This window comes from Rhizobium binxianense (genome assembly GCF_028994275.1).
Lineage (GTDB): Bacteria > Pseudomonadota > Alphaproteobacteria > Rhizobiales > Rhizobiaceae > Rhizobium > Rhizobium binxianense.
This window is the reverse complement of the sequence record NZ_CP118713.1, coordinates 3,192,955-3,215,460: the sequence shown is the minus strand read 5'-3', so window position 1 is coordinate 3,215,460 and position 22,506 is coordinate 3,192,955. Positions and strand designations below refer to the sequence as shown.

The 22,506-nt window shown below is 59.9% G+C and carries 21 protein-coding genes; 12 read left to right on the top strand and 9 right to left on the bottom strand.

The window, feature by feature from the left end; all coding sequences use genetic code 11:
* Positions 1–74: 74 nt before the first annotated feature.
* Positions 75–662 (bottom strand): DUF1134 domain-containing protein, encoded by a 588-nt coding sequence (locus tag PO860_RS15930; protein ID WP_097620376.1) that lies wholly within the window; start codon positions 660–662, stop codon positions 75–77.
* 194 nt (positions 663–856) lie between these two features.
* On the opposite strand from PO860_RS15930, the gene chpT reads away from it, so the two are divergent.
* Positions 857–1,504 carry a histidine phosphotransferase ChpT gene (gene chpT, locus PO860_RS15925; protein WP_183607789.1) on the top strand — a complete coding sequence of 216 codons (648 nt, stop codon included), beginning with the start codon at positions 857–859 and terminating at the stop codon, positions 1,502–1,504.
* A 121-nt stretch (positions 1,505–1,625) separates the two neighbouring features.
* Positions 1,626–1,988 carry a response regulator gene (locus PO860_RS15920; RefSeq protein WP_010069020.1) on the top strand — a complete coding sequence of 121 codons (363 nt, stop codon included), beginning with the start codon at positions 1,626–1,628 and terminating at the stop codon, positions 1,986–1,988.
* 205 nt (positions 1,989–2,193) lie between these two features.
* On the opposite strand, the gene ctrA is transcribed toward PO860_RS15920, so the two are convergent.
* Positions 2,194–2,895, bottom strand: coding sequence for a response regulator transcription factor CtrA (gene ctrA, locus PO860_RS15915; protein WP_003542362.1), 702 nt, complete (start codon positions 2,893–2,895; stop codon positions 2,194–2,196).
* Between the two features lie 437 nt (positions 2,896–3,332).
* On the opposite strand from ctrA, the gene PO860_RS15910 reads away from it, so the two are divergent.
* On the top strand, positions 3,333–3,683 hold the full coding sequence (locus PO860_RS15910) for a flagellar export protein FliJ (protein ID WP_097620375.1): 351 nt from the start codon (positions 3,333–3,335) through the stop codon (positions 3,681–3,683).
* Between the two features lie 154 nt (positions 3,684–3,837).
* Here the strand turns inward: PO860_RS15910 and PO860_RS15905 are convergent, their stop codons facing one another.
* Positions 3,838–4,116, bottom strand: a complete 279-nt coding sequence (locus PO860_RS15905) for a GNAT family N-acetyltransferase (protein WP_273882275.1) — start codon at positions 4,114–4,116, stop codon at positions 3,838–3,840.
* Between the two features lie 134 nt (positions 4,117–4,250).
* Here PO860_RS15905 and PO860_RS15900 point away from each other — a divergent pair, with 134 nt between their 5' ends.
* Complete coding sequence (locus PO860_RS15900; protein WP_273884588.1) at positions 4,251–4,739, top strand: paraquat-inducible protein A; 489 nt, start codon at positions 4,251–4,253, stop codon at positions 4,737–4,739.
* 23 nt (positions 4,740–4,762) lie between these two features.
* Here PO860_RS15900 and sciP read toward each other — a convergent pair whose 3' ends face one another.
* From sciP to PO860_RS15880, 4 genes are all read right to left on the bottom strand, one after another.
* A complete protein-coding gene (sciP, locus tag PO860_RS15895) occupies positions 4,763–5,038 on the bottom strand; it encodes a CtrA inhibitor SciP (RefSeq protein ID WP_007533628.1) in 276 nt (91 codons plus the stop codon).
* 1,123 nt (positions 5,039–6,161) lie between these two features.
* Positions 6,162–6,887: a sugar transferase gene (locus tag PO860_RS15890; RefSeq protein ID WP_273884587.1), complete on the bottom strand. Its 726-nt coding sequence runs from the start codon at positions 6,885–6,887 to the stop codon at positions 6,162–6,164.
* Positions 6,888–7,512: 625 nt separating this feature from the next.
* Complete coding sequence (cysQ, locus tag PO860_RS15885) at positions 7,513–8,310, bottom strand: 3'(2'),5'-bisphosphate nucleotidase CysQ (protein ID WP_273884586.1); 798 nt, start codon at positions 8,308–8,310, stop codon at positions 7,513–7,515.
* A 65-nt stretch (positions 8,311–8,375) separates the two neighbouring features.
* Positions 8,376–8,849, bottom strand: a complete 474-nt coding sequence (locus PO860_RS15880) for a hypothetical protein (protein WP_273882263.1) — start codon at positions 8,847–8,849, stop codon at positions 8,376–8,378.
* Between PO860_RS15880 and PO860_RS15875 the strand changes: the two genes are divergently transcribed.
* The 6 genes from PO860_RS15875 to PO860_RS15850 all read left to right on the top strand — a co-directional run bounded on the left by PO860_RS15875 (position 8,850) and on the right by PO860_RS15850 (position 14,378).
* Positions 8,850–9,752 carry a branched-chain amino acid ABC transporter permease gene (locus tag PO860_RS15875; RefSeq protein ID WP_183607794.1) on the top strand — a complete coding sequence of 301 codons (903 nt, stop codon included), beginning with the start codon at positions 8,850–8,852 and terminating at the stop codon, positions 9,750–9,752.
* 4 nt (positions 9,753–9,756) lie between these two features.
* Positions 9,757–11,148, top strand: a complete 1,392-nt coding sequence (gene livM, locus PO860_RS15870) for a high-affinity branched-chain amino acid ABC transporter permease LivM (protein ID WP_183607795.1) — start codon at positions 9,757–9,759, stop codon at positions 11,146–11,148.
* On the top strand, positions 11,148–12,026 hold the full coding sequence (locus PO860_RS15865) for an ABC transporter ATP-binding protein (RefSeq protein ID WP_183607796.1): 879 nt from the start codon (positions 11,148–11,150) through the stop codon (positions 12,024–12,026). Before livM ends, PO860_RS15865 begins: the two co-directional genes overlap by 1 nt.
* Positions 12,026–12,769, top strand: coding sequence for an ABC transporter ATP-binding protein (locus tag PO860_RS15860; RefSeq protein WP_183607797.1), 744 nt, complete (start codon positions 12,026–12,028; stop codon positions 12,767–12,769). Before PO860_RS15865 ends, PO860_RS15860 begins: the two co-directional genes overlap by 1 nt.
* Positions 12,770–12,788: 19 nt before the next feature.
* Positions 12,789–13,142 carry a DUF6867 family protein gene (locus PO860_RS15855; protein ID WP_097621323.1) on the top strand — a complete coding sequence of 118 codons (354 nt, stop codon included), beginning with the start codon at positions 12,789–12,791 and terminating at the stop codon, positions 13,140–13,142.
* Positions 13,143–13,262: 120 nt separating this feature from the next.
* Positions 13,263–14,378 carry a branched-chain amino acid ABC transporter substrate-binding protein gene (locus PO860_RS15850; protein WP_183607798.1) on the top strand — a complete coding sequence of 372 codons (1,116 nt, stop codon included), beginning with the start codon at positions 13,263–13,265 and terminating at the stop codon, positions 14,376–14,378.
* Positions 14,379–14,640: 262 nt separating this feature from the next.
* Here the strand turns inward: PO860_RS15850 and PO860_RS15845 are convergent, their stop codons facing one another.
* Both PO860_RS15845 and PO860_RS15840 read right to left on the bottom strand, forming a co-directional pair.
* Positions 14,641–15,558, bottom strand: a complete 918-nt coding sequence (locus PO860_RS15845) for a response regulator transcription factor (RefSeq protein WP_183607799.1) — start codon at positions 15,556–15,558, stop codon at positions 14,641–14,643.
* Positions 15,551–18,937: a hybrid sensor histidine kinase/response regulator gene (locus PO860_RS15840; RefSeq protein ID WP_273882262.1), complete on the bottom strand. Its 3,387-nt coding sequence runs from the start codon at positions 18,935–18,937 to the stop codon at positions 15,551–15,553. Before PO860_RS15840 ends, PO860_RS15845 begins: the two co-directional genes overlap by 8 nt.
* 179 nt (positions 18,938–19,116) lie before the next feature.
* Between PO860_RS15840 and PO860_RS15835 the strand changes: the two genes are divergently transcribed.
* A complete protein-coding gene (locus PO860_RS15835) occupies positions 19,117–21,021 on the top strand; it encodes an acid phosphatase (protein ID WP_273884585.1) in 1,905 nt (634 codons plus the stop codon).
* 184 nt (positions 21,022–21,205) lie between these two features.
* On the top strand, positions 21,206–22,498 hold the full coding sequence (gene urtA / locus PO860_RS15830) for an urea ABC transporter substrate-binding protein (RefSeq protein ID WP_183607802.1): 1,293 nt from the start codon (positions 21,206–21,208) through the stop codon (positions 22,496–22,498).
* The last annotated feature ends 8 nt before the right edge of the window (positions 22,499–22,506 follow it).

The following is a 22,506-nucleotide window of genomic DNA, read 5'->3' as shown; positions in this document are numbered from 1 at the left end:
GATGATTAAGCACGCAGGACACGCATGGCAAGGCCACCGATGCGGGCGGTGGCCGATTCCAGCGGTTTGCGGCCTCAGAAGGGGTTCCAGGTCGGTGCCTGGGTAATCTTGAGATAACCGACATTGACACCCAGGCGAGCGCCGACGCCGGTGCGGATGGGCACGACCAGTACGTCATTGTTCTTGAGCAGCGTCATGCCGAAGCCGGCGATCACATAGGCCGAGCCGCTGACGCCGCCGAAGCGGGCATAGATGCCGTTGACGGAGGGCAGGTCGTAGACCAGCATCATCACGCGCGAGCCCTGGCCGCCGTAGTCGAGGCCGAGCGAGGGGCCTTGCCAGTAAAGATTATGTTCGCCGGCGTTTTTGGTGTTCAGCTGGCCTTCGCCGTAGGTAAGACCGGCGATGAAGGCGCCGCCGCCTTCCTGTCCGAGGATGTAGCCATTCGGGAGGCCGTATTTCTGGAAGGCACTCTCGACGACTTTGGCAAGTCCGCCGCTGGCGGAGCCGAAGAAGGAATGGCCGGCATCGACGATTTCCTGCATCGTGTACTGGCCGTTATCCTGGGCGGAGGCGGGTCCGGCAACCATCAGCGAGGAAAAAACGAGGGCCGAAAGCAACCTGCAGAAGCCGATCAATCGGTGCGGAAATCGAGGGCGCATGGTGTCATCCGTTCGTCGTTTGGCTGGAGCGGGCAACCGCTCGCGGCGATTGGTGCATTTTGCGCCGATGATCTTAACAATCGGTTTACCAAATATGGTGTCATTATGGCACCGAATACGACCGCAAACTTCGCGCAATTTTGATGAAGCATATTCCCGGGCGCGATGAAATTGCCGCCCCTCAGGAGACGATGATGTCCAAGAACCCCAATCTCACCTTGTCCGGCCCGGATCTGGCCGCGCTTCTTTGCAGCCGCGTTTGCCACGATGTCATCTCACCGGTCGGTGCGATCAACAATGGGCTGGAACTCCTCGATGAGGGCGGTGCCGATGCCGATGCGATGGATCTGATCCGCACCAGCGCGCTCAACGCTTCCGTCCGCCTGAAATTCGCACGCCTCGCCTTCGGTGCTTCGGGTTCCGTCGGCGCTTCGATCGACACCGGCGAGGCCGAGCGTGCCGCCAAGGATTTCGCCGTCGCCGAGAAGAAGACCGAAGTGATCTGGAACGGGCCACGCGCCATCGTCGCCAAGAACCGCGTCAAGCTGCTGCTCAACCTCTTCCTCGTCGCCTATTCCGCGATTCCGCGCGGTGGCGTGCTCGAGGTGACGCTGGAAAATCCCGAGTTCGATGCCAGGTTCAAGCTCACGGCCAAAGGCAAACTGATGCGCTTGCCGCCGAAATTCGTCGAGATATCGACCGGCGCGATCGAGGAGGCGATCGACGCCCATTCGATCCAGCCCTATTATACTGTTCTTCTGGCGCAGGAGTGCGGAATGACGCTCGATCACAGCGCCAGCGCCGAAGAACTGGTGTTCACCGCGATGGCTGCGGCCGCCTGATTCCTGCGCGTAAAACGAGTATCGGTGTTCGCGCGGTAACGATTCCTTAGCCTGATCGACCTATGCTTGGCTGTTGTTTAGAGGCCCTTGCAAGGACAGATGCGGGGGTAAAGGAGTCGCCATGCAGAGATTCATGATCACCGATAATTCGGACATCGTCCGCAAGGTCGGCAAGCGCATTCTCTCCGAACTCGACTTTCTCGTCAGCGAGGCCTCCAACGCCGGCGAGGCGCTGCAACGCTGCCAGGCGGAGCTGCCGGAATATCTGATCGTCGATTCCGGCATGGAAGGCGCGCTCGACCTGATCGCCGCCATCCGCGCCATGGACGGCGGCAAAGAGGTCAAGATCTACTACTGTGTCGTCGAGGCGGATCTGAAGAAGCTGATGGCGGGCAAACGCGCCGGTGCCACCGACTTCCTGTTGAAGCCGTTCGATCGCAAGATCCTGACCGCCGTCTTCGGAAACCGCGCGATCGCTGCCTGACGGCAATCTCTTCCATGCGCCATGATGCCGAAAGTGCAAGCGCTTTCGGCCGCCGACAGCCTGTTTCGTTGATCGAGATCTCGAGAATTTTGTACTGGTCCAGTCTGAGATCGTCCGCATCGGGCTGCTTCTCATTGCCAGGCCGAAACGAAAAATCCCGCCGGAAGGGCGGGATCTTCGTTGTCCGATAAGGGGATCGGAAAAATCAGGCGGTTTCGGCGTATTCGGCACCATCCGGCTCACGCAGAACGTAGCCACGGCCCCAGACGGTCTCGATGTAGTTGGCGCCGCCGGCGGCGTTGGCGAGCTTCTTGCGGAGCTTGCAGATGAAGACGTCGATGATCTTCAGTTCCGGCTCGTCCATGCCGCCGTAAAGGTGGTTGAGGAACATTTCCTTGGTGAGCGTGGTGCCCTTGCGGAGCGAAAGCAGCTCCAGCATCTGGTATTCTTTGCCTGTCAGGTGGACACGCTGGCCGCCGACTTCGACAGTCTTGGCGTCGAGGTTGACGATCAGCTCGCCGGTCATGATGACCGACTGGGCGTGGCCCTTGGAGCGGCGGACGATGGCGTGGATACGGGCGACGAGCTCATCCTTGTGGAAGGGCTTGGTCATGTAGTCGTCGGCGCCGAAACCGAGGCCGCGAACCTTGTCTTCGATGCCGGCCATGCCCGAGAGAATGAGGATCGGTGTCTTGACCTTGGACAGCCGGAGCGTGCGAAGCACTTCATATCCGGACATGTCGGGCAGGTTCAGATCGAGAAGGATGATATCATAATCATACAGCTTGCCCAGATCGACGCCTTCTTCACCGAGATCGGTGGTATAAACATTAAAACTCTCTGATTTCAGCATCAACTCGATGCTCTGCGCTGTAGCGCTATCATCCTCGATGAGAAGTACCCGCATAATTATCCCCTTTACCGCCGCCGAAAGGTGGTCTGGCCCCCACTCACGATACCGAACACGCTACGTGATTTGGAAGCTGCCACGAAATGGTTAACAAATTCTAATTCACTCTGGCAAGGAGTATCGAATTTATTAAATAATTTTTCCATTTCTCTGTTTTCCAATAGGAATCTCAAAAAGGCTCTCCTAAACTTTAACATTAGGAAAAGGCGCTAAGTGATTCATCCGACTCGCCAATGAAAAGGTTCGAACTTCATGCCGCGGCATTTACCGACCCTTAAATCATCGGGCCTATCATTAACGATGCCCGTAAACGAAAGGTTACCAGCGGTAGGTATTTGTTAATATCGCCGGAAATTTTTTAGCAAACCGTGTCAAAGCGGCGCGCAGGGCGGTTTCAAGTTGAGCCGGGGTCTCGCATCACGGGAGTAATGCGTATGAAGTCGCGAGAGAGTCTCGTTCGCCTGAAGGAATTTCAGGTGAACGAAAAACGACGTCAATTGCAGCAGTTGCAGATGATGATGTCCGAATTTGAACGGATGACGAAGGATCTGGAGAGCCAGATCGTCGTCGAGGAAAAGAAGTCCGGTATATCAGACCCGAATCACTTTGCTTATCCGACCTTCGCCAAGGCCGCGCGTCAGCGGGCCGACAACCTGCAGGTTTCGATCAAGGAACTGAAGATGCAGGAAGAGACGCTGGAATTGGCGCTCGAGGAAATGCAGGCGGAATATGCAAGGGCGACGGCGCTGGAAGAGCGTGACACCAGCGCCCGCGCCAGGGCGTAAGAGAAAACGGCGGGCGCCGGCTTCGGCGCCCCGGGGATCGCCTCAGAGAAGCCATGTATGACGGGCGCGCTGTCCTTCATACATGGCTTTTGGTGTTTGCATGTCGTTATCCCCGGCAGCGCAGTTGCGGGCGGCATGCGCTGGGCCGCGACAATCAGTTTACGACATCCTGCCATTCCGGATGGCGCTGCGCCTGCGCCTTGAAGAAGGGGCAGAGCGGGATGATCTTCCAGCCGCCGCCGCGTGCCGCCTCCACGGCGTGGAACGCCAATGCCTGGCCGACGCCCTTGCCGCGCAGCGCATCGGGAACGGCGGTGTGATCGATGATCACGAGCTTTGGCGATGTGCGTGAATAGGTCATCTCTGCCTCGTGTCCCTCGACCTCGGCCGTATAACGGCCGCCGGAGACGCCGTCCTCGTTTCGAATGTCCATTGTCTTTCCTCGCGATCGGATATTGTCGCCGCAGACCGTGACATGACGGGGCAGTCATGCCAAGCCACAGCGGTGGTGCACGAAGGAGACGGTGTGTTCATGCGAAATGTCGGATCCATACGAGGTGCAGGGCGATGAGCAGGGTTTTGTTGATCCGCCCGATCTTGCTCGTGGCAGCGCCGTTCTTTCTGGCGCTCGGCCTCGTCTTGCCGCTGGTTCGTTTCGAGACGCTGTATTTTTTCGACAAGACGCCGTCGCTTATCGAAATCATCGTCTCGCTTTGGAAGGGCGGGGATGAACTGCTGGCGGCGATCGTCGCGCTGGTTTCGGTCGTGCTCCCGTTCCTGAAGATGATCGGCATCACCGTGGAGGCGATGGGGATCACCGCAGAAGCGACGGCTGCCGGCGGCGGGGCCGGCAGCCTGTTTTATCGTCGCGTCATGCCGCATCTGTCCAAGTGGTCAATGATGGACGTGCTGCTGGTCGCGATCGTCATTGCGGCGGCAAAAACGACGGGGCTGGCGGATGCCTTCACGCAGCCCGGCCTCTGGTGCTACGCGGCCTCGTCAATGATTTCGGGCCTTCTTCATTCCCTGATGGGAGATGCGTCCGGCCCGAAATAAATTTCATCGATATTGGTGTGCGATCAGTGGCGATATTGCTGGATGCGCGTGGTGCGCAGGCCGGCAAGGCCATGGCTGTTGATCGACGACTGCCAGGAGAGGAATTCTTCGACCGTCAGCGTGTAACGCTCGCAGGCCTCTTCCAAGCTCAACAGGCCACCGCGAACCGCCGCGACAACCTCTGCCTTCCGGCGAATCACCCAGCGCCGCGTATTGGGCGGCGGCAGATCCGCGATCGTCAGGGGGCTGCCATCGGGGCCGATGACATATTTCACTCGAGGACGTATCATTTCGGTCATTGGACTCTCTACACAACGCAAGACCACGGACGTCACTCTAGCCTGCCACATTTAAAATTTGCCTAAACCCATCGTAAGACTTTGATAACAAATTTAGACGCCGTCCGGCCCGGATTGGGGGTAGTTGACGGCCGCCACGTGAATTTGTCGGAGTGAATAAGACCCGGTTTGCCGGGACAATTTTCTAAGCGTCGCAAAGTGAGAATGAGCGCAAAACGTCGTCTCTGTTCTTCCCACTGTATCGACCCAGTCCAGTTCGTGCCTTTGACGCTTCGTGTCCTCGGGATGCGGGCAAAAGCCGTCTTTCCTGATGCTTCGACGCAAGCTTCTCGTTGCCGGCGGCGGGGCGGGGCCGAAGCCCAGGATTTGAGGCTAAGGATAAAAAGACGGGAGCGGGCAGCCGATGACCGCGCTGAGAATGCTGCATTTTCGCCGTCATAGACCGAGGACGCCGGGATTCGGCGACGCCATGGCCCGGTTGAGCGAGATGGCGATGCTTGCGGGCTTCGATATCTTTCTACTCTCGGTTTTCCCGCGGTGCGCGACCGCGCGGCTTTCATCGAAACCTGTCGATCAGCAACCGGCCGCAGGACCTCGTCGAGTACGCCACCGCTGATCTCTTCTGTTGCGGCAGGCCGGTCACCGCGATGAAGCGGACGATCGTACCGATCTTCCGTGAGGAGGAGCCATTTGCGGTCAGCGCCGCCAATCAGGAAAGCCGCCGGGCTGAAGAATAGCTTCGCCTGCGTTGCACGACGCTGCCCTGAAACAATACATCTTCGCCTTCTCGGGCAACTGTCCCATGCAAGAAAAGGCGATGGCGCTGCTCCGAGGCTGAACCGACACGAAATCGGATGTCTGCGCTGATCTGAGGCCGGCAAGAGCAGCGACGAGACGCGATCATTCTCGATCTCTCGTCGCAAATGGTGGGTTATCTGAAGAGCGGGATGCGCAAGCTTGATTCGCTCGGCCGCATGCAGGCGGGTTATCCCGGAACCGCTGACACCTCCGGTGCATTCAAGCCCGTCACTGCGCGCTTCAGGCTCCGTTTAACGCATGTAGGCCAAAACCGATGCACGGTTTTGGCCTACATAAGTTAAGGCAGCCGGTCTTCTCGGAAAACTTAGAAGCCTTTTCCGCGGGTCAGCTCCGACACGACGGTGCCGGCAATGATGCGGATATCCATCAAGATCGAAAAATTGCTGACGTAATAGAGATCGCTGGCGATGCGGGCGCGCGCCTTGGCCGGACGATCGGTCGGGCCGCGCAGGCCGCGCATCTGGGCAAGACCCGTCATGCCGGGGCGCATGGCGTGGCGCTGATGATATTCCGGCACAAGCTCTTCGTAGAGCATGCCGCCAGCGCGCATGCCGATCGCATGGCAGCGCGGACCGACGACGGACATGTCGCCCATCAGCACGTTCAGCAGCTGCGGCAGCTCATCGACGTTCGTGCGGCGAAGTATGGCACCGATACGGGTGATACGCGGGTCGTTCTTCACCGTCTGGGCAACACCCGAGACATCGCAGAGATCGGTGCGCATGGAGCGGAACTTGTAGACCTTGATGGCCTTGCAGTTCTTGCCCCAGCGGGTCTGCTTGAAGAGCACCGGTCCCGGGCTGTCGAGCTTGATCAGCAGCGCGACGAAAAGAAGGAAGGGGGCAAGGACGAGGAGGGCGCTCAACGACGAAACGATGTCGAACGCCCGCTTCAGGGCGATGTCCATCAGCGGCGCCTGCGGCGCATCGCTATGGATGACAGGGGTCTGAATCTTCAGGCTCGGCTGCTGGCGGCGGCTCGGCCGGAAGGAGTCAGTCGAAATGCTGTTGTTTAGTTCCGTGATGCTCAAGGATCGTACTCTGTTGTCTTCGAGGGGCGCGGCGGCAATAGGCGATCAATGGTTAACCCTGTCACCAGGGGTGCACTCAGGTCTTGGTAACCCTACTAAAACGGAAAAATGCGACAATTGTGTAATGGTGTCCAGAGAAATATCGCATCGCAATAAATCTTTCGCATGTGCGTTAAGTTGAGGCAAGCTCATGATATTTTGTTAATAATTGGAATTTCGTCAAAGTTTTTAGGCCTTTGGCGAGGGCTTCCAGGGGTGGTCCGACGTGCGGTTTCGGCACGCGACGGTTACTCGTTAACCGATATTTTTAACCGGATACCAGGCAAAATTTTTTCGTGAAGATGCCCGGTCGGCATCGAAGTGTGTCAAAATATGACAAAATCAAGGCGGGGTCGGCAGCATCCGGCACGGAAGATTCGGCGAATCGGATTCGCGCCGGGAATCGCTTGCCCCATCCTGGCGTTGCAAATCACACTCTGCAGCTGTCCGCGTTCAAAGCTGTGCAGACAGCGGCCTTAAAGACGGGGGCGAACGGGAGCCACGTGCCGAGGCCGGCGACAGGCACGAGTATCGCGTGGTGCGAGGGATTTGCCCGGTGTCGGTCGTTGGTGCCTATTGCGGGAGATTACGCAGGTTCGAGGATGCGCTTCCTGCCGCCCCATGAGATGAAGTTCGGGTTGGCGAAGTCGAAATCGGCCGCGGTTCCGGTCTTGCCGTAGGTCAGCGGCGCTCCGTCGAGCGTCACCGTCGAACCGCCGGCGGCGCGCAGCACCGCATCTCCGGCCGCGGTGTCCCATTCCATCGTGCGGGTAAAACGCGGATAGACGTCGGCCTTGCCTTCGGCCAGCAGGCAGAACTTCAGCGAGGAGCCGATATTGGTGCATTTGAAGATCGCGTGATCGGCAAGGAAGCTCCCGGTCTCCGGGCTGTTGTGGCGAAGGCTTGCAAGCGCCAGCCTGTCGGCCGGCTGTTCGCGCACGGCGATTGCTGTGCGTGCGCCAACCGCGAAATCGTCGGTGACGACAAGCCTTTCGGCCCGTCCGCGTTCTCCGGAGTAGGCAAGCCCGAGCGCCGGCGCGTAGACGATGCCGGCTACCGGGGCGCCGCTTTCGATATAGGCGATGTTGACGGTGAATTCCTGCCGTCCGTCGACGAATTCGCGCGTGCCGTCGAGAGGATCGACGAGGAAGAAGCCTCGGCCGGCGATATCGGGCACTTTTCCGGCGGCGACCGATTCTTCCGCCACGACGGGTATTTCGGGATAATCTCTGGCGAGATGAGCGAGGATGATGCGTTCGGCCTCCTCGTCGGCGACCGTGACCGGACTTGCATCCGCTTTCATGGCGACTGGGAAGCCTTCGCGCAAGACCGTGATAATGGCCCTGCCGGCTTCGAGCGCCGCCCTTTCAAATGTCCTCAGCATTGTCCTTTTGCCGTTTCGCCACGCGGGCCGAGCACCCCACTGTCGCTCGTCCGCAACCATCCCTGTCACCACAGATACTTGATATGGTGTTTCCCGTCGCGCTCCGCATCCCCGATAACGCCGTTCAAGATGCTACCATAAGCTTTCAGCCTTGTCAGACGAAGATGGGGCATTTGCTGGTGAAATGGAATTCGTAAAAGCAGCCCGGCTTGAGGTTTGAATTTGCGCCATCTTCCACTTCTATGGAATAGCTTGCGCAGCAAGCAGCGCAGGGAATCGCCGTAACATCTGCGGATGGTTAACTCAGTGGCAGTCTCTGACTGAAAATACGCCCTTCCTTGCTGATTTTCTGTGGATTTTGGTTCAAAATGCGCCACTTTGGCCTGTTCGGGCAAGAATTTGACGGAGTAAATCCTTTTTGTCTTCACATTTTCAACGAAACCGGTATGCATTCGGCCTATGAGGTTCTCTGAAACGGGGAACCAAAGAACCAAAAAGAGATGCAGCCTGTTCGGCTCGCATCCAGGGGAAAACGACATATGGAGTATTTCGTCCAGCAGCTCTTCAATGGGCTGACGCTTGGATCCATCTATGGCCTAGTGGCTATTGGCTATACGATGGTTTACGGCATTATCGGCATGATCAATTTCGCCCATGGCGACATCTTCATGCTCGGTGGTTTCGCCGCTCTTATCGTCTTTCTCGTCCTCACATCCATCTTCGCAGGTCTTCCGGTGGCGGTTCTGCTGCTGGCGATGCTTGTTGTCGCGATGCTGATGACGAGTTTATGGAATTGGACGATCGAGCGCGTCGCATATCGTCCGCTGCGCGGTTCTTTCCGCCTGGCGCCGCTAATCACCGCGATCGGCATGTCGATCACGCTCTCCAACTTCATCCAGGTGACGCAAGGTCCGCGCAACAAGCCGATCCCGCCGATGGTGAGTTCGGTTTACCAATTCGGCAACATCTCGGTGTCGCTGAAGCAGATCATCATTATCGTCATCACGGCGGTGCTGCTCACGATCTTCTGGTATATCGTCAATCGTACCGCACTCGGCCGTGCCCAGCGCGCCACGGAGCAGGACCGTAAAATGGCGGCACTGCTCGGCGTCAATGTCGACCAGACGATCTCGATCACCTTCGTCATGGGCGCGGCGCTGGCTGCCGTCGCCGGCACGATGTATCTGATGTATTATGGCGTTGCTTCGTTCGCCGATGGCTTCACGCCGGGTGTGAAGGCATTTACCGCGGCTGTTCTCGGCGGCATCGGCTCGTTGCCGGGCGCCGTTCTCGGCGGGTTGATGATCGGCCTCATCGAATCGCTGTGGTCGGCCTATTTCACCATCGCGTACAAGGATGTCGCCACCTTCGCCATCCTCGCTTTCGTGCTGATCTTCAAGCCGACAGGTATCCTTGGACGGCCGGAAGTCGAGAAGGTATAACGTCATGGCAAACATTACGAATTCTGCAGGCAAGCCCGATGCCGGACTTGTCCGCAAAGGCCTTACCGAAGCCCTTTTCGCCGCCGTCCTGTCGTTCGGCATGTTCGTTCTCTATGTCGGCCTCAAGACCGACCAGAACATCAACAATGAGTTGATCATCGTCCAGCGCTGGGGCCTGCTTGCGATCTTCGTCGCAATCGCCGCCATCGGGCGCTTCGCCACGGTGGTTTTCCTGAGGCCGCATCTTGACAGCCGCAAGCTGGCAAAGGCGAGACAGGGCGAACTCGACATTTCGACCGAGAAGAGCTTCTTCCATCGGCATTTCCTGAAGATCGCGCTGCTTGCGCTGGCGCTCTATCCTGTGGTGATCGTGGCGCTTGTCGGTGCTCAGGGCTCGCTGAAGTGGGTCGACAACTTCGGTATCCAGATCCTGATCTACGTGATGCTCGCCTGGGGGCTCAACATCGTCGTCGGCCTCGCCGGCCTGCTCGATCTTGGCTATGTCGCCTTCTATGCCGTCGGCGCCTATTCCTACGCGCTGCTGTCCAGCTATTTCGGCTTGTCCTTCTGGGTGCTGCTGCCGCTTTCGGGTATCTTCGCGGCACTCTGGGGCGTCATTCTCGGCTTCCCGGTGCTGCGCCTGCGCGGCGATTACCTCGCCATCGTGACGCTTGCCTTCGGTGAAATCATTCGCCTCGTCCTCATCAACTGGACTGACGTGACGAAGGGCACCTTCGGTATCTCGAGCATTCCGAAGGCAACGCTCTTCGGTATCCCCTTCGATGCAACGGCGGGCGGCTTTGCCAAGCTCTTCCACCTGCCGATGTCTTCTGCCTACTACAAGATCTTCCTCTTCTATCTCATTCTGCTGCTCTGCATGCTGACGGCCTATGTCACCATCCGGCTGCGTCGCATGCCGATCGGGCGTGCCTGGGAAGCGTTGCGTGAAGACGAGATTGCCTGCCGTTCACTCGGCATCAACACGGTGACGACCAAACTCACGGCATTTGCAACGGGTGCGATGTTCGGGGGTTTTGCAGGCTCGTTCTTCGCAGCGCGCCAGGGCTTCGTCTCGCCGGAATCCTTCGTCTTCCTGGAATCGGCCGTTGTTCTCGCCATCGTCGTTCTCGGCGGCATGGGCTCGCTGACCGGCATCGCGATCGCCGCGATCGTCATGGTCGGAGGCACCGAAGCGCTGCGCGAAATGGACTTCCTGAAAGCGATCTTCGGGCCTGACTTCACGCCGGAACTCTACCGCATGCTGCTCTTCGGTCTCGCCATGGTCGTCGTCATGCTGTTCAAACCGCGTGGTTTCGTCGGCTCACGTGAACCGACTGCCTTCCTCAAAGAGCGCAGGGCGATATCCGGAAGCTTCATCAAGGAGGGCCATGGTTGATGAGCCCGGTAGTAACGAACACGATGTCTGACGACACTCTTCTCAAGGTCGAACACCTGTCGATGAAGTTTGGCGGCCTGATGGCCATCAACGACTTCTCCTTCGAAGCCAAGCGCGGCGATATCACTGCGCTGATCGGGCCGAACGGCGCCGGCAAGACCACTGTCTTCAACTGCATCACCGGCTTCTACAAGCCGACGATGGGCATGATCACGCTCAACCAGAAGAGCGGCAAGCAATATCTGCTGGAGCGTCTGCCGGACTTTCGCATCACCAAGGAAGCGAAGGTGGCGCGCACCTTCCAGAACATCCGGCTGTTTTCCGGTCTGACTGTTCTCGAAAACCTGCTCGTTGCCCAGCACAACAAGCTGATGAAGGCGTCGGGTTATACCATCCTCGGCCTTATCGGCGTCGGTCCCTATAAGCGGGAGGCAGCCGGAGCGATCGAGCTTGCCCGCTTCTGGCTCGAGAAGGCCGACCTGATTGACCGCGCCGACGATCCCGCCGGCGATCTGCCCTACGGCGCCCAGCGGCGCCTCGAAATCGCCCGTGCCATGTGCACCGGTCCGGAGCTGCTATGCCTGGACGAACCGGCTGCGGGCCTGAACCCGCGGGAATCGGCAACGCTTAACGCGCTGCTGCAGAATATCCGTGCCGAAACCGGAACGTCCATTCTGCTCATCGAGCATGACATGTCGGTGGTCATGGAAATTTCCGACCACGTCGTCGTTCTCGAATACGGCCAGAAGATTTCGGATGGCACGCCGGATCACGTGAAGAACGATCCGAGGGTCATCGCGGCCTATCTCGGTGTCGAGGATGAAGAAGTGGAAGAGGTGATCGCGACCGTCGAGCAGCTCGAAGGAGGCGCAAACTGATGGGCGATGAAGTAATGACGGGTCAACCGCTCCTTCAGGTGAATGGCGTCGAAACCTATTATGGCAATATCCGTGCGCTGGCCGGCATCGATGTCCAGGTCAACAAGGGCGAGATCGTCAGCCTGATCGGTGCCAACGGCGCCGGCAAGTCGACACTGATGATGACGATCTGCGGCAGTCCGCAGGCCCGCACGGGGTCGGTCCTCTTCGAGGGCCGCGACATCACCCGCATGCCGACGCATGAAATCGCTCGCCTGCGCATCGCGCAGTCACCTGAAGGCCGCCGCATCTTCCCGCGCATGACGGTACTGGAAAACCTCCAGATGGGCGCCGGCCTCGACAATCTCAAATACTTCGCCGAAGACGTCGAGAAGATCTTCACGCTTTTCCCGCGTCTGAAGGAACGTCACGCCCAGCGTGGCGGAACACTGTCGGGCGGCGAGCAGCAGATGCTGTCGATCGGCCGCGCGCTGATGGCGCGCCCGAAACTGCTTCTTCTCGACGAACCCTCGCTCGGTCTTGCGCCGCTGATCGTCAAGGGCATCTTCGAGGCGATCAAGAAGCTCAACGAGGCGGAGGGGCTGACTGTTTTCCTGGTCGAGCAGAACGCGTTTGCCGCCCTCAGGCTTTCGCACCGCGCCTACGTGATGGTGAACGGCAAGGTGACGATGAGCGGCTCCGGCAAGGAACTTCTCGCCAATTCCGAGGTCCGCGCTGCCTATCTCGAAGGCGGAAGACATTAGGTCGAAAGGAGAGTTTGATATGCAGGGACTTTTCTTCGAAGGCGATGCCGGCCCCCTTGTGGCGATCCGCGTCATTGTCGTGCTCTTGGGCTTCTGGACGGCGTGGCGTGCCGGCAAAGCGGTCGCCGAGGGCTGGAACAACTATCCGCTGGCCGTCGTCTACACCTTCCTGCTGGCCTGGGCGATGCAGTTCCTGCACCATGCCCTGTTCAATGGGCCGATGCTCGACGCTTTCTACTACATCATCGATTTCGTGACGCTGCTGGTCTTTTCGACGGCCGGCTTCCGCTACCGCCGCACCAATCAGATGGTCAACAACTATTACTGGCTGTACGAAAAAACTTCCGCGTTCTCGTGGAAGGACAAACATTGACAGTCCGTTGAAACTAGGCATGAATTGCCTTCCGAGTGGAACAGCTTCCCTGGCGCAGTCAATGGTGGGTTAATGCGCCGGGTCTCGACCGAAACCCGCCCAAAAATTGGGAGTAACAATATGAAGAAGTCTCTTCTGTCGGCAGTGGCTCTGACGGCGATGGTCGCCTTCAGCGGCAACGCTTGGGCCGACGTCCTCATCGCTGTCGCTGGTCCGCTGACTGGCCCGAACGCCGCATTCGGCGCTCAGCTTCAGAAGGGTGCCGAGCAGGCGGCCGCCGATATCAACGCCGCCGGCGGCATCAACGGCGAGCAGATCAAGCTCGAGCTCGGCGACGACGTCTCCGACCCGAAGCAGGGCATTTCGGTCGCCAACAAGTTCGTTGCTGACGGTGTCAAGTTCGTCGTCGGCCACTTCAACTCGGGTGTTTCGATCCCGGCTTCGGAAGTCTATGCCGAAAACGGCATCCTCGAAATCACCCCCGCGGCAACGAACCCGAAGTTTACGGAACGGGGCCTCTGGAACACGTTCCGCACCTGCGGCCGTGACGACCAGCAGGGCGCCATCGCCGGCAAGTATCTTGCCGACCACTTCAAGGACGCCAAGATCGCCGTCGTTCACGACAAGACCCCCTATGGTCAGGGCCTCGCTGATGAAACCAAGAAGGCGATGAATGCCGCCGGCCTCACCGAAGTCATCTATGAAGGCATCAATGTCGGCGACAAGGACTTCTCCGCCCTCATCGCCAAGATGAAGGAAGCCGGCGTCTCGATCATCTATTGGGGTGGCCTGCACACTGAAGCCGGTCTCATCATCCGTCAGGCAGCCGACCAGGGCCTGAAGGCAACGCTGGTTTCGGGCGACGGTATCGTTTCGAACGAACTGGCCTCGATCGCTGGTGACGCTGTCGCCGGTACGCTGAACACCTTCGGTCCCGATCCGACGCTGAACCCGGCCAACAAGGAACTCGTCGAAAAGTTCAAGGCCGCTGGTTTCAACCCGGAAGCCTACACGCTCTATTCCTACGCTGCGATGCAGGCGATCGCCGGTGCCGCCAAGGCTGCCGGTTCGACGGATGCAGAAGCCGTTGCCACGGCCATGAAGGAAAAGGGTCCGTTCCCGACCGTTCTCGGCGACATCTCGTTCGACGAAAAGGGCGACCCGAAGATCCCCGGCTACATCATGTATGAGTGGAAGAAGGGTCCGGACGGCAAGTACAGCTACTTCCCGCAGTAAGCTTTCCCCATTCTGGGACATGACTATCGAAGCCCGGTTCCGACCGGGCTTCTTTTTTGGACGGTTGCATTCTATTCCGCCTGGGTTGCTGCCAAGTCTCGGCAGCGCCCGGGAAGAGAAGCGGACTGCCAAGCCATGCGGACCTCCCGACGAATCATCGCGGGAGTGTCAGGCATGTCTCCGAACATCTGTCAGCTATGTATCAGGGCCGTACAACAGGTGGGGAGTTGGCCGGCAGGCCAGAGGGGAGTTTAATATTTTCTCACATCTCGTGCAGCACATGCGTCGCCTTCACGGCGGCTGACGCCCGGTTTTCGACGCCGAGCTTCACGTAGATCTGTTCGAGGTGCTTGTTCACCGTGCGCGCCGACAGTCCCAATATTTCGCCGATGTCACGGTTGGCTTTGCCCTTGGCGATCCAGAGCAGCACTTCGGATTCACGCTGGGTCAGCGAAAAGCGCTGGCGCAGCATCTCGTCGTCGCTGCGCTGATTGGCGGCGGTGAGGCGGAAGAGATATTCGTCGGGGCCGATCGCGCCGAGGAAGGCGAGCTGCAGTGCCGCCTGGCCGGCATGGGCGATCGAGATGACGCCGTCGCGCATCGCGGCAACGCGGTCGCGCATCCAGCCGGCGATATGGCGGACGACGATGTCCATGCCGTCGTCGCTGCCCATGGCGGCATTGACCAGCCGTGTTGCCTGCGGCGTCGACCAGTGGATGGCGCCGTCGCCTTTGACTGCCAGCAGATGACGGCCGGCTGCGTCGAGTGCCACGCGGGCGCTTTGGGCCGAGCGAGCGTTGCGCAGATGGACGCGGATGCGGGCGCGCAATTCGTCGATGTTGATCGGCTTGCTGAGATAATCGACACCGCCGGATTCCAGCGCGTGCACGACATGCTCGGTCTCGGTCAGGCCGGTCATGAAGATGACAGGCACCTGCGCTACAGCGGCATTCGCTTTCAGTCTGCGGCAGGTTTCGAAGCCATCCATCGCGGGCATGACGGCGTCGAGCAGGATGAGATCGGGTGTGATGCGCTCGACGATACCAAGTGCTGCCGTGCCTGACGTAGCGATCAGCACCGAGAAGCCGGATTGTTCTAGCGCGTCGGTCAGGAAGCCGAGCGCTTCGGGCGAGTCGTCGACGAGCAGAACGATGTCGCGGGGGAGGGCCGGCTCAGCCAATGGATTCTACCTTTTCGTCGAAGTCGTGCAGGAAGGTCATGAAGCCGGCGAGATCGAAGGCGGCGACATAGGCGTGGAGTTTCTCGGTGAATGGCTGATTTGCCTCCACCTTGGCAAGGTCCGAAAGCTTGGCTTCGATACCTCTGATATAGCCGATCTCGCCGAGCCGCAGCAATTCCTGCACATGCGCGGCACCGGGGCTCAGCATCGGCGCTTCCGTCTTGACGGAAATGGCAGGCGCGGCGTCGGCATAGATCCATTTCAGGCCAAGATGCAAAGCGAGCTTGTCCCGCAGCTGACGGATGTCGACCGGCTTGCCGATGGCATCATTGTGGCTGTCGTCACTGTCGCCGAGAACCGCCGCATCGCCGATATTGGCCGAAAGCATCAGCACCGGCGCCGTCTGACCGGCCTCGCGCAGACGTGAGACGAGCTGCCAGCCGTTCATGCCGGGCATTAGGATATCGACCAGGAAGAGGTCCGGTATAATTCCCTCGATCAGCGTCAGGCATTCGGCACCGCCAGCCGCCGTCAGCACGATGAAATCGAGCGGCGCCAGGATTTCGCGCATCATCTCGCGATGGTCTTCGTTATCGTCGACGACAACGATCGTGCGGCGCGGGCCTTCGTAACCGACGATGCGTTTTTCCTGCGGTGCGGCGGCCACGGCGCGCATGACGGCGGACAGCATCAGCCGGACGCGGAAGGTCGAACCCTCATCCTTGATGCTCGATACCGCAATCTCGCCGCCGAGCGTATTGGTCAGCAGCCGGGTGATGGTGAGGCCGAGGCCGAGGCCCGGCATCGGCCGCACGCTTTCGGCCTCGCCGCGCTGGAAGGGTTCATAGATGCGGGGCAAGTCCTTTTCAGTAATGCCGCGGCCCGTATCGGTGACGGTGAACGTCGCAACCTGGCTGCGATAGCCGACATCGAAAGTGACGCTGCCTTCATCGGTGAATTTGATGGCATTGGAGAGCAGGTTGACGAGGATCTGGCGCAAGCGCTTTTCGTCGGTACGGACGAATTGCGGTAAGGCCGGCGAGCGCTCATGGGTAAAGGCGAGCCCCTTTGCCTGCGCCTGCGGGCGGAACATGTCGACGATCTGATCGAGGAAATCCTGGATGTTGATCTCGTTGGAATAGACCTGCAGGCGTCCGGCTTCGATCTTGGAAATATCCAGCAGGCCGTCGATCAGTCCGGAGAGGTGTTCGGCGCTGCGACGGATGACCTTGATCGAGGATTGGCGCGGCACCGGGATCGTCTCGTCGCGCTCGAGGATCTGGGCATAACCGAGCACGGCATTCAACGGCGTGCGTAGCTCGTGGCTGAGGCCGACGACATAGCGGCTCTTGGCGCGGTTGGCGGCCTCGGCCGTCTCCTTGGCGTTCTGCAAGGCGGCGTCGGTCTTCTTGTGGGCGGCGATTTCCTTGAGCAGCAGCGTGTTCTGGCGCGAGGATTCCTCCTCGGCGACGACGCGGCTGTCATGAGCGAGCACATAGAACCAGCAGACGACGCCTGAGATCACCGAGAAGACGAAGAAGACGATCAGGATGGTCCGGTTGACGACCTCGGCTGTCTCCGGCGAGGCGGAAGCGACCTGATGGGCGATCATCGCGAGAATCGCGCCGATCGCGGTCAGCGCCAAAGCGACGGCGATGCCGTAGCGGCCGAGGCGCGTCGTCAGCTTGGCCAGAATGCTCTCCGGCAGCAGCGTCTTGGCGACGGTGCCGACCTGGGCGTTGAAACGGGCGGCCGGCTTGCACATGTCGTGACAACGGCTGTCGAGCGAGCAGCAGAGCGAGCAGATCGGTGCCGCATAGGCCGGGCACCAAGCCATGTCCTCCGGCTCGAAGGGGTGCTCGCAGACGGAGCAGGTGATGCTCGTCACGTTCTTCCAGCTCTGGCGCGGCTTGCGGGCGAGATAGAACTTGCCTTTCGTCGCCCAGGCGAGCGCCGGCGTGGCGACCAGCGCGATTGCGAGGGTGATGAAGGGGGCAAGCGAGGCGGCGGTCTCGCCGAAGGCGCCGAAATGGGCGATCAGCGACACCGTCGCCGACAATGTCATGGCGCCGAGGCCGACCGGGTTGATATCGTAGAGATGGGCGCGCTTGAACTCTATGCCTGGGGGAGCAAGGCCAAGTGGCTTGTTGATGAAGAGATCGGCGGAGATCGTGCAAAGCCAGGCCATGGCGATGATCGAGAAGATGCCGAGCGTTTCCTCGAGCAGCCTGTAGATCCCAAGCTCCATCAGGAGCAGGGCGATTGCGACGTTGAAGACCAGCCAGATGACGCGGCCGGGATGGCTGTGGGTCAGCCGCGAGAAAAAGTTCGACCAGGCGAGCGAGCCCGCATAGGCGTTCATCACGTTGATCTTCAGCTGCGAGACGACGACGAAGGCGGCCATCAACAGCAGCGCGGCATTGTGCCAGGGGACCATGTAACCGAAGGCGGTCAGGTACATCTGCGCCGGGTCGGCGGCGCGATCGAGCGGCACGCCTGACGTGAAGGTCAGCACGACGAGAAACGAACCGGCAAGCAGCTTCGGCGCGCCGATGATGACCCAGCCGGGACCGGCGAGGAAGATGGCGAGGCGATGGCGCCATTTGCGCTGCGGGTCGGGCGGCAGGAAGCGCAGGAAGTCCGCCTGTTCGCCGATCTGCGACATCAGCGCCAGGATGACGGCGGAGGCGGCGCCGAATTCGACGAGATTGAAATCCGCGACCGTGCCGGGCGGGCCGGAGGCGTGGCGGATGCCGGCAAAGGCGCGCCAGAGATCGAACTTTCCCCAGTCCATGAAGGCGATGAAGATGAAGGGCAGGATGTTCAGCACGATCCAGAAGGGCTGGGTCATCAGCTGGAACTTGCTGATCAGCCGCACGCCGTGCGTCACCAGCGGGATGACCATTACGGCGCTGATGATGTAACCGATCCAGAGTGGGATGCCGAGCGTCAGTTCCAGCGCGCCGGACATGATCGAAGCCTCGATCGCAAACAGCATGAAGGTAAAGCTAGCATAGATCAGCGAGGTGATGGTCGAGCCGATGTAGCCAAAGCCCGCGCCGCGGGTCAGAAGATCGATGTCGACGCCGTGGCGGATGGCATAACGGCTGATCGGCAGGCCGATCGCCAGCATGGCGATCGAAGCGACGATAATGGCATAGAAGGCATTGGTGGTGCCGTAGGACAGCGTGATCGCGCCGCCGATCGCCTCCAGCGCCAGGAAGGAGATCGCGCCGATTGCCGTCTGCGAGATGCGCTGCGATGAGAAATGGCGGGCGCTCTTTGCGGTAAAGCGCAGCGCATAATCTTCCAGCGTCTGGTTGGCGACCCAGCGATTGTATTCGCGTCTTACCGGAATGATGCGTTGGCGTGCTGCCATGTCTTCCTTCCGGCATTCCGGTTGGGCCCATCGTCTCTCAGGCACTCTTGGCGGGACGGGCGAGAAAGGCAAGAGGCGGGGCGCCGGCAGATTCACAGAACAGCAATATTTTTGAAACCGGTCTGTCACATAAGGGCTCTAACTCTCCCGCCGTTCGTTCAATCATTTCGGGTATCATCATGTCTGCTTTAAGCCTTTTCCGCCTGAGCACTGCCCTCGTCTGCCTCATTTCGATCGTGCCGTCGCTTGCCGCCGCCGAGCAGGCGACGGCGGCGAAAGCGCCTTATGCGGAGGCGGGAAACACGAACAAGCGTGGCGATGCTTGCTTCTCGACGGTGGATACCAATGCCGCCGTCCATCTGCTCTCTGGCTTCCTAGAAGTCTGGACGCCGCGCACGCCCTTCGTCGATGCCGGCGTTGAGGCACCGGGCAAGGACAATTGCCCTGCGGTGGCCAAGACGGATTGGGACGGCATTCCCTTCAGTAAGACCGATGGCCAGGTCCTCAACAAGCTCGTCCATGATGCGAATATCGCCTACGTCGTCAAAGCGACGAAGGCCCGGACGGCCGATCAGGCGGTCGCCGCCTATCTCGACGATCGGCGTGGCAAGAATGCCAGTATCGTCGACGGCCTTGGCCCGCTGACGGATGCCTGGAAGGCGGGCTCCAAGCAGACCACCACGATTACCGAAGTGGCCGCCGATGCGACGACCGTCAAATACGACGACAAGGGCAACAATCGCGGCGCCGGCAGCAAGCCGGACACGGAAAACAAGACCGATGCCAACCCGGACATGGGCCTTGCCATCGATTTCATCAATGCCGCGAGTGGGGACGGCTCGACGGAGCCGGCCAAGCGCTATTTCAAATATGCCCGTCCCTATCGGTGGAGCCAGGATGTCTCGGTCGTCCCGACGCTCGAGCCCGCCAAGAACGGCAAGCCGGTTGAGGACGGCGGCTTCCCAAGCGGGCATACGGCAGAAGCCTGGCGCGATGCGCTCGCCATGGCCTATCTCGTGCCGCAGCGTTTTCAGGAAATGATCACGCGCGCCAGCGAAATGGGCGAAGACCGCATCCTTGCCGGCATGCATTCTCCACTCGACGTGATGGGCGGCCGCATGCTCGGCACCGCCACGGTCGTCTACAATCTGAACAAGGCCGACAATTCAGCGCTGAAGAGCGATGCTTACGCCCAAGCGCAGGCCTGGCTCATTGCCAAATCAGGCGTCACTGATGCCGGCGCGCTTGAAGTCGTCGCCCATGCAGCGCCGCTTGCCGCGGATCGTTTCGCCGATCATGACGCCAACCGCGCTTTCGTGCTGCAGCGCCTGAGCTATGGCCTGCCCACCATCCATGCCACCGATCAGCCGGCCCACGTGCCGCGGGGCGCAGAAGCGCTTCTCGAAACGCGTCTGCCCTATCTTGACGGCGAGCAGCGCCGCGACGTGCTGAAGACGACGGAGATCGCCTCGGGCTATCCGCTGCTCGACGATGCAGAAGGTTACGGCCGCCTCAACCTGTTTGCCGCGGCCGATGGTTACGGCGCCTTCGAACAGGATGTGACGGTGACGATGGACGCGGCAAAGGGCGGCTTCAATGCGATCGATAGCTGGCGGAACGATATTGGTGGCAAGGGCAAGCTGGTGAAGCGCGGCAGCGGCATTCTCGGCCTTTCCGGCACCAATAGCTATGCCGGCGGCACGGTGCTGGAAGAAGGCGTGCTGGTGGCAGGCTCGCCCTCGGCCTTTGGCACCGGCGGACTGACGGTAAACGGCGGCTCTCTCGTCCTGGCGACCGATAAGCCCCTGACCGTCGGCGGTGATTACCAGCAGTTCGCCAATGCGGCGACGAAGCCGACGCTCGGTGCTGGCGGCGCAGGCATGTTGGTAATCGCTGGCAAGGCGGCGCTCTCCGGCGACCTCGCCGTGACGCTTGCCTCGGGCTACGCCCCGGCGCCCGGAACGAAGATCGAGATACTGAAGGCGGAAGCCGTTACCGGCATCTTCGACAGGTTCACCATCTCCGGCCACAGGGCAACCCTTTCCTATGGCCCTACATCGGTTACCCTGACGATCGGCGGATAATATCGAACCACAGGGCATCCCTTTCCGTGGGATGCCCTTCCTTGTTCTCGTTTGCCCGTTTGCCCCTTGCGCCTACGTCATTTGGCGTATGTGTTTTTGCGTTGCAGCACCCGATAGTCCCCACGGCAACAGTTAATTTCCGTTTCCGGCCTGTTGCGGAACAAGAAGAGGGGAGTTCAATCAGATGAATCTCAAATCCACTATTACGGGCGCAGCGCTCGGCGCGGTCATGGCCGCATCGGCCGCCTTCCACGGTGCGGTTGCTGCCGACGACACGATCAAGGTCGGCGTGCTGCATTCGCTTTCGGGCACGATGGCGATTTCCGAAACGACACTCAAAGACGCCATGCTGATGCTCATTGACGAGCAGAACAAGAAGGGCGGCCTTCTAGGCAAGAAGCTCGAAGCCGTCGTCGTCGATCCGGCTTCCGACTGGCCGCTGTTTGCCGAAAAGGCACGCGAGCTGATCCAGAAGGACAAGGTTGCCGCCGTCTTCGGTTGCTGGACGTCCTCGTCGCGCAAGTCCGTTCTGCCGGTTTTCGAAGAGCTGAATTCGCTGCTCTTCTATCCGGTCCAGTATGAAGGCGAAGAGTCTTCGCGCAACATCTTCTACACCGGTGCTGCTCCGAACCAGCAGGCCATTCCTGCTGTCGACTACCTGATGGAAAAAGAAGGCGTCAAGCGCTTCGTTCTCGAAGGTACGGACTACGTTTATCCGCGCACGACCAACAAGATTCTCGAGGCATACCTGATTTCGAAGGGTATTCCGAAAGAAGACATCATGACCAACTACACGCCGTTCGGCTTCTCCGACTGGCAGACCGAAGTTTCCAAGATCAAGGAATTCGGTTCGGCCGGCAAGAAGACCGCCGTCGTCTCGACGATCAACGGCGATGCCAACGTTCCCTTCTATAAGGAACTAGGTAACAAGGGCATCAAGGCAACCGACATTCCCGTCGTCGCTTTCTCGGTCGGCGAAGAAGAGCTTGCCGGTCTCGACACCAAGCCGCTCGTCGGCCATCTCGCCGCCTGGAACTACTTCGAATCGGTCGAAAGCCCGGCCAATAAGAAGTTCATCAAGGACTGGCACGCTTTCACCAAGAACGACAAGCGCGTGACCAACGACCCGATGGAAGCCGCCTATATCGGCTTCAACGCATGGGTTAAGGCCGTCCAGGCTGCCGGCACGACCGACACCGACAAGGTTCTCGACGCCATCATCGGCGTCAGCGTTCCGAACCTCTCCGGCGGCTATGCCACCGTCATGCCGAACCACCACATCACCAAGCCGGTGCTGATCGGTGAAATCCAGGCCAACGGCCAGTTCGAAATCGTCCAGCAGACACCTGCCGTCGTCGGTGACGAATGGTCCGACTACCTGCCTGACTCCAAGGACTTGATCTCCGATTGGCGCAAGCCGATGTCCTGCGGCAACTTCAACGTTGCGACGGGTAAGTGCGGTGGCAAGGGTTCCTGAGTACGACC

Coding starts and splice junctions, on each gene's coding strand:
- PO860_RS15850 (WP_183607798.1), top strand. CDS start 13,263: ATGAAGAAGTCTCTTCTGTCGGCAGTGGCTCTGACGGCGATGGTCGCC.
- urtA (WP_183607802.1), top strand. CDS start 21,206: ATGAATCTCAAATCCACTATTACGGGCGCAGCGCTCGGCGCGGTCATG.
- ctrA (WP_003542362.1), bottom strand. CDS start 2,895: ATGCGGGTACTTCTCATCGAGGATGATAGCGCTACAGCGCAGAGCATC.
- PO860_RS15900 (WP_273884588.1), top strand. CDS start 4,251: ATGAGCAGGGTTTTGTTGATCCGCCCGATCTTGCTCGTGGCAGCGCCG.
- PO860_RS15905 (WP_273882275.1), bottom strand. CDS start 4,116: ATGGACATTCGAAACGAGGACGGCGTCTCCGGCGGCCGTTATACGGCC.
- PO860_RS15835 (WP_273884585.1), top strand. CDS start 19,117: ATGTCTGCTTTAAGCCTTTTCCGCCTGAGCACTGCCCTCGTCTGCCTC.
- livM (WP_183607795.1), top strand. CDS start 9,757: ATGGCAAACATTACGAATTCTGCAGGCAAGCCCGATGCCGGACTTGTC.
- PO860_RS15855 (WP_097621323.1), top strand. CDS start 12,789: ATGCAGGGACTTTTCTTCGAAGGCGATGCCGGCCCCCTTGTGGCGATC.
- PO860_RS15920 (WP_010069020.1), top strand. CDS start 1,626: ATGCAGAGATTCATGATCACCGATAATTCGGACATCGTCCGCAAGGTC.
- PO860_RS15930 (WP_097620376.1), bottom strand. CDS start 662: ATGCGCCCTCGATTTCCGCACCGATTGATCGGCTTCTGCAGGTTGCTT.
- PO860_RS15880 (WP_273882263.1), bottom strand. CDS start 8,849: ATGTCGTTTTCCCCTGGATGCGAGCCGAACAGGCTGCATCTCTTTTTG.
- PO860_RS15840 (WP_273882262.1), bottom strand. CDS start 18,937: ATGGCAGCACGCCAACGCATCATTCCGGTAAGACGCGAATACAATCGC.
- chpT (WP_183607789.1), top strand. CDS start 857: ATGTCCAAGAACCCCAATCTCACCTTGTCCGGCCCGGATCTGGCCGCG.
- PO860_RS15865 (WP_183607796.1), top strand. CDS start 11,148: ATGAGCCCGGTAGTAACGAACACGATGTCTGACGACACTCTTCTCAAG.
- PO860_RS15875 (WP_183607794.1), top strand. CDS start 8,850: ATGGAGTATTTCGTCCAGCAGCTCTTCAATGGGCTGACGCTTGGATCC.
- PO860_RS15910 (WP_097620375.1), top strand. CDS start 3,333: ATGAAGTCGCGAGAGAGTCTCGTTCGCCTGAAGGAATTTCAGGTGAAC.
- cysQ (WP_273884586.1), bottom strand. CDS start 8,310: ATGCTGAGGACATTTGAAAGGGCGGCGCTCGAAGCCGGCAGGGCCATT.
- PO860_RS15860 (WP_183607797.1), top strand. CDS start 12,026: ATGGGCGATGAAGTAATGACGGGTCAACCGCTCCTTCAGGTGAATGGC.
- sciP (WP_007533628.1), bottom strand. CDS start 5,038: ATGACCGAAATGATACGTCCTCGAGTGAAATATGTCATCGGCCCCGAT.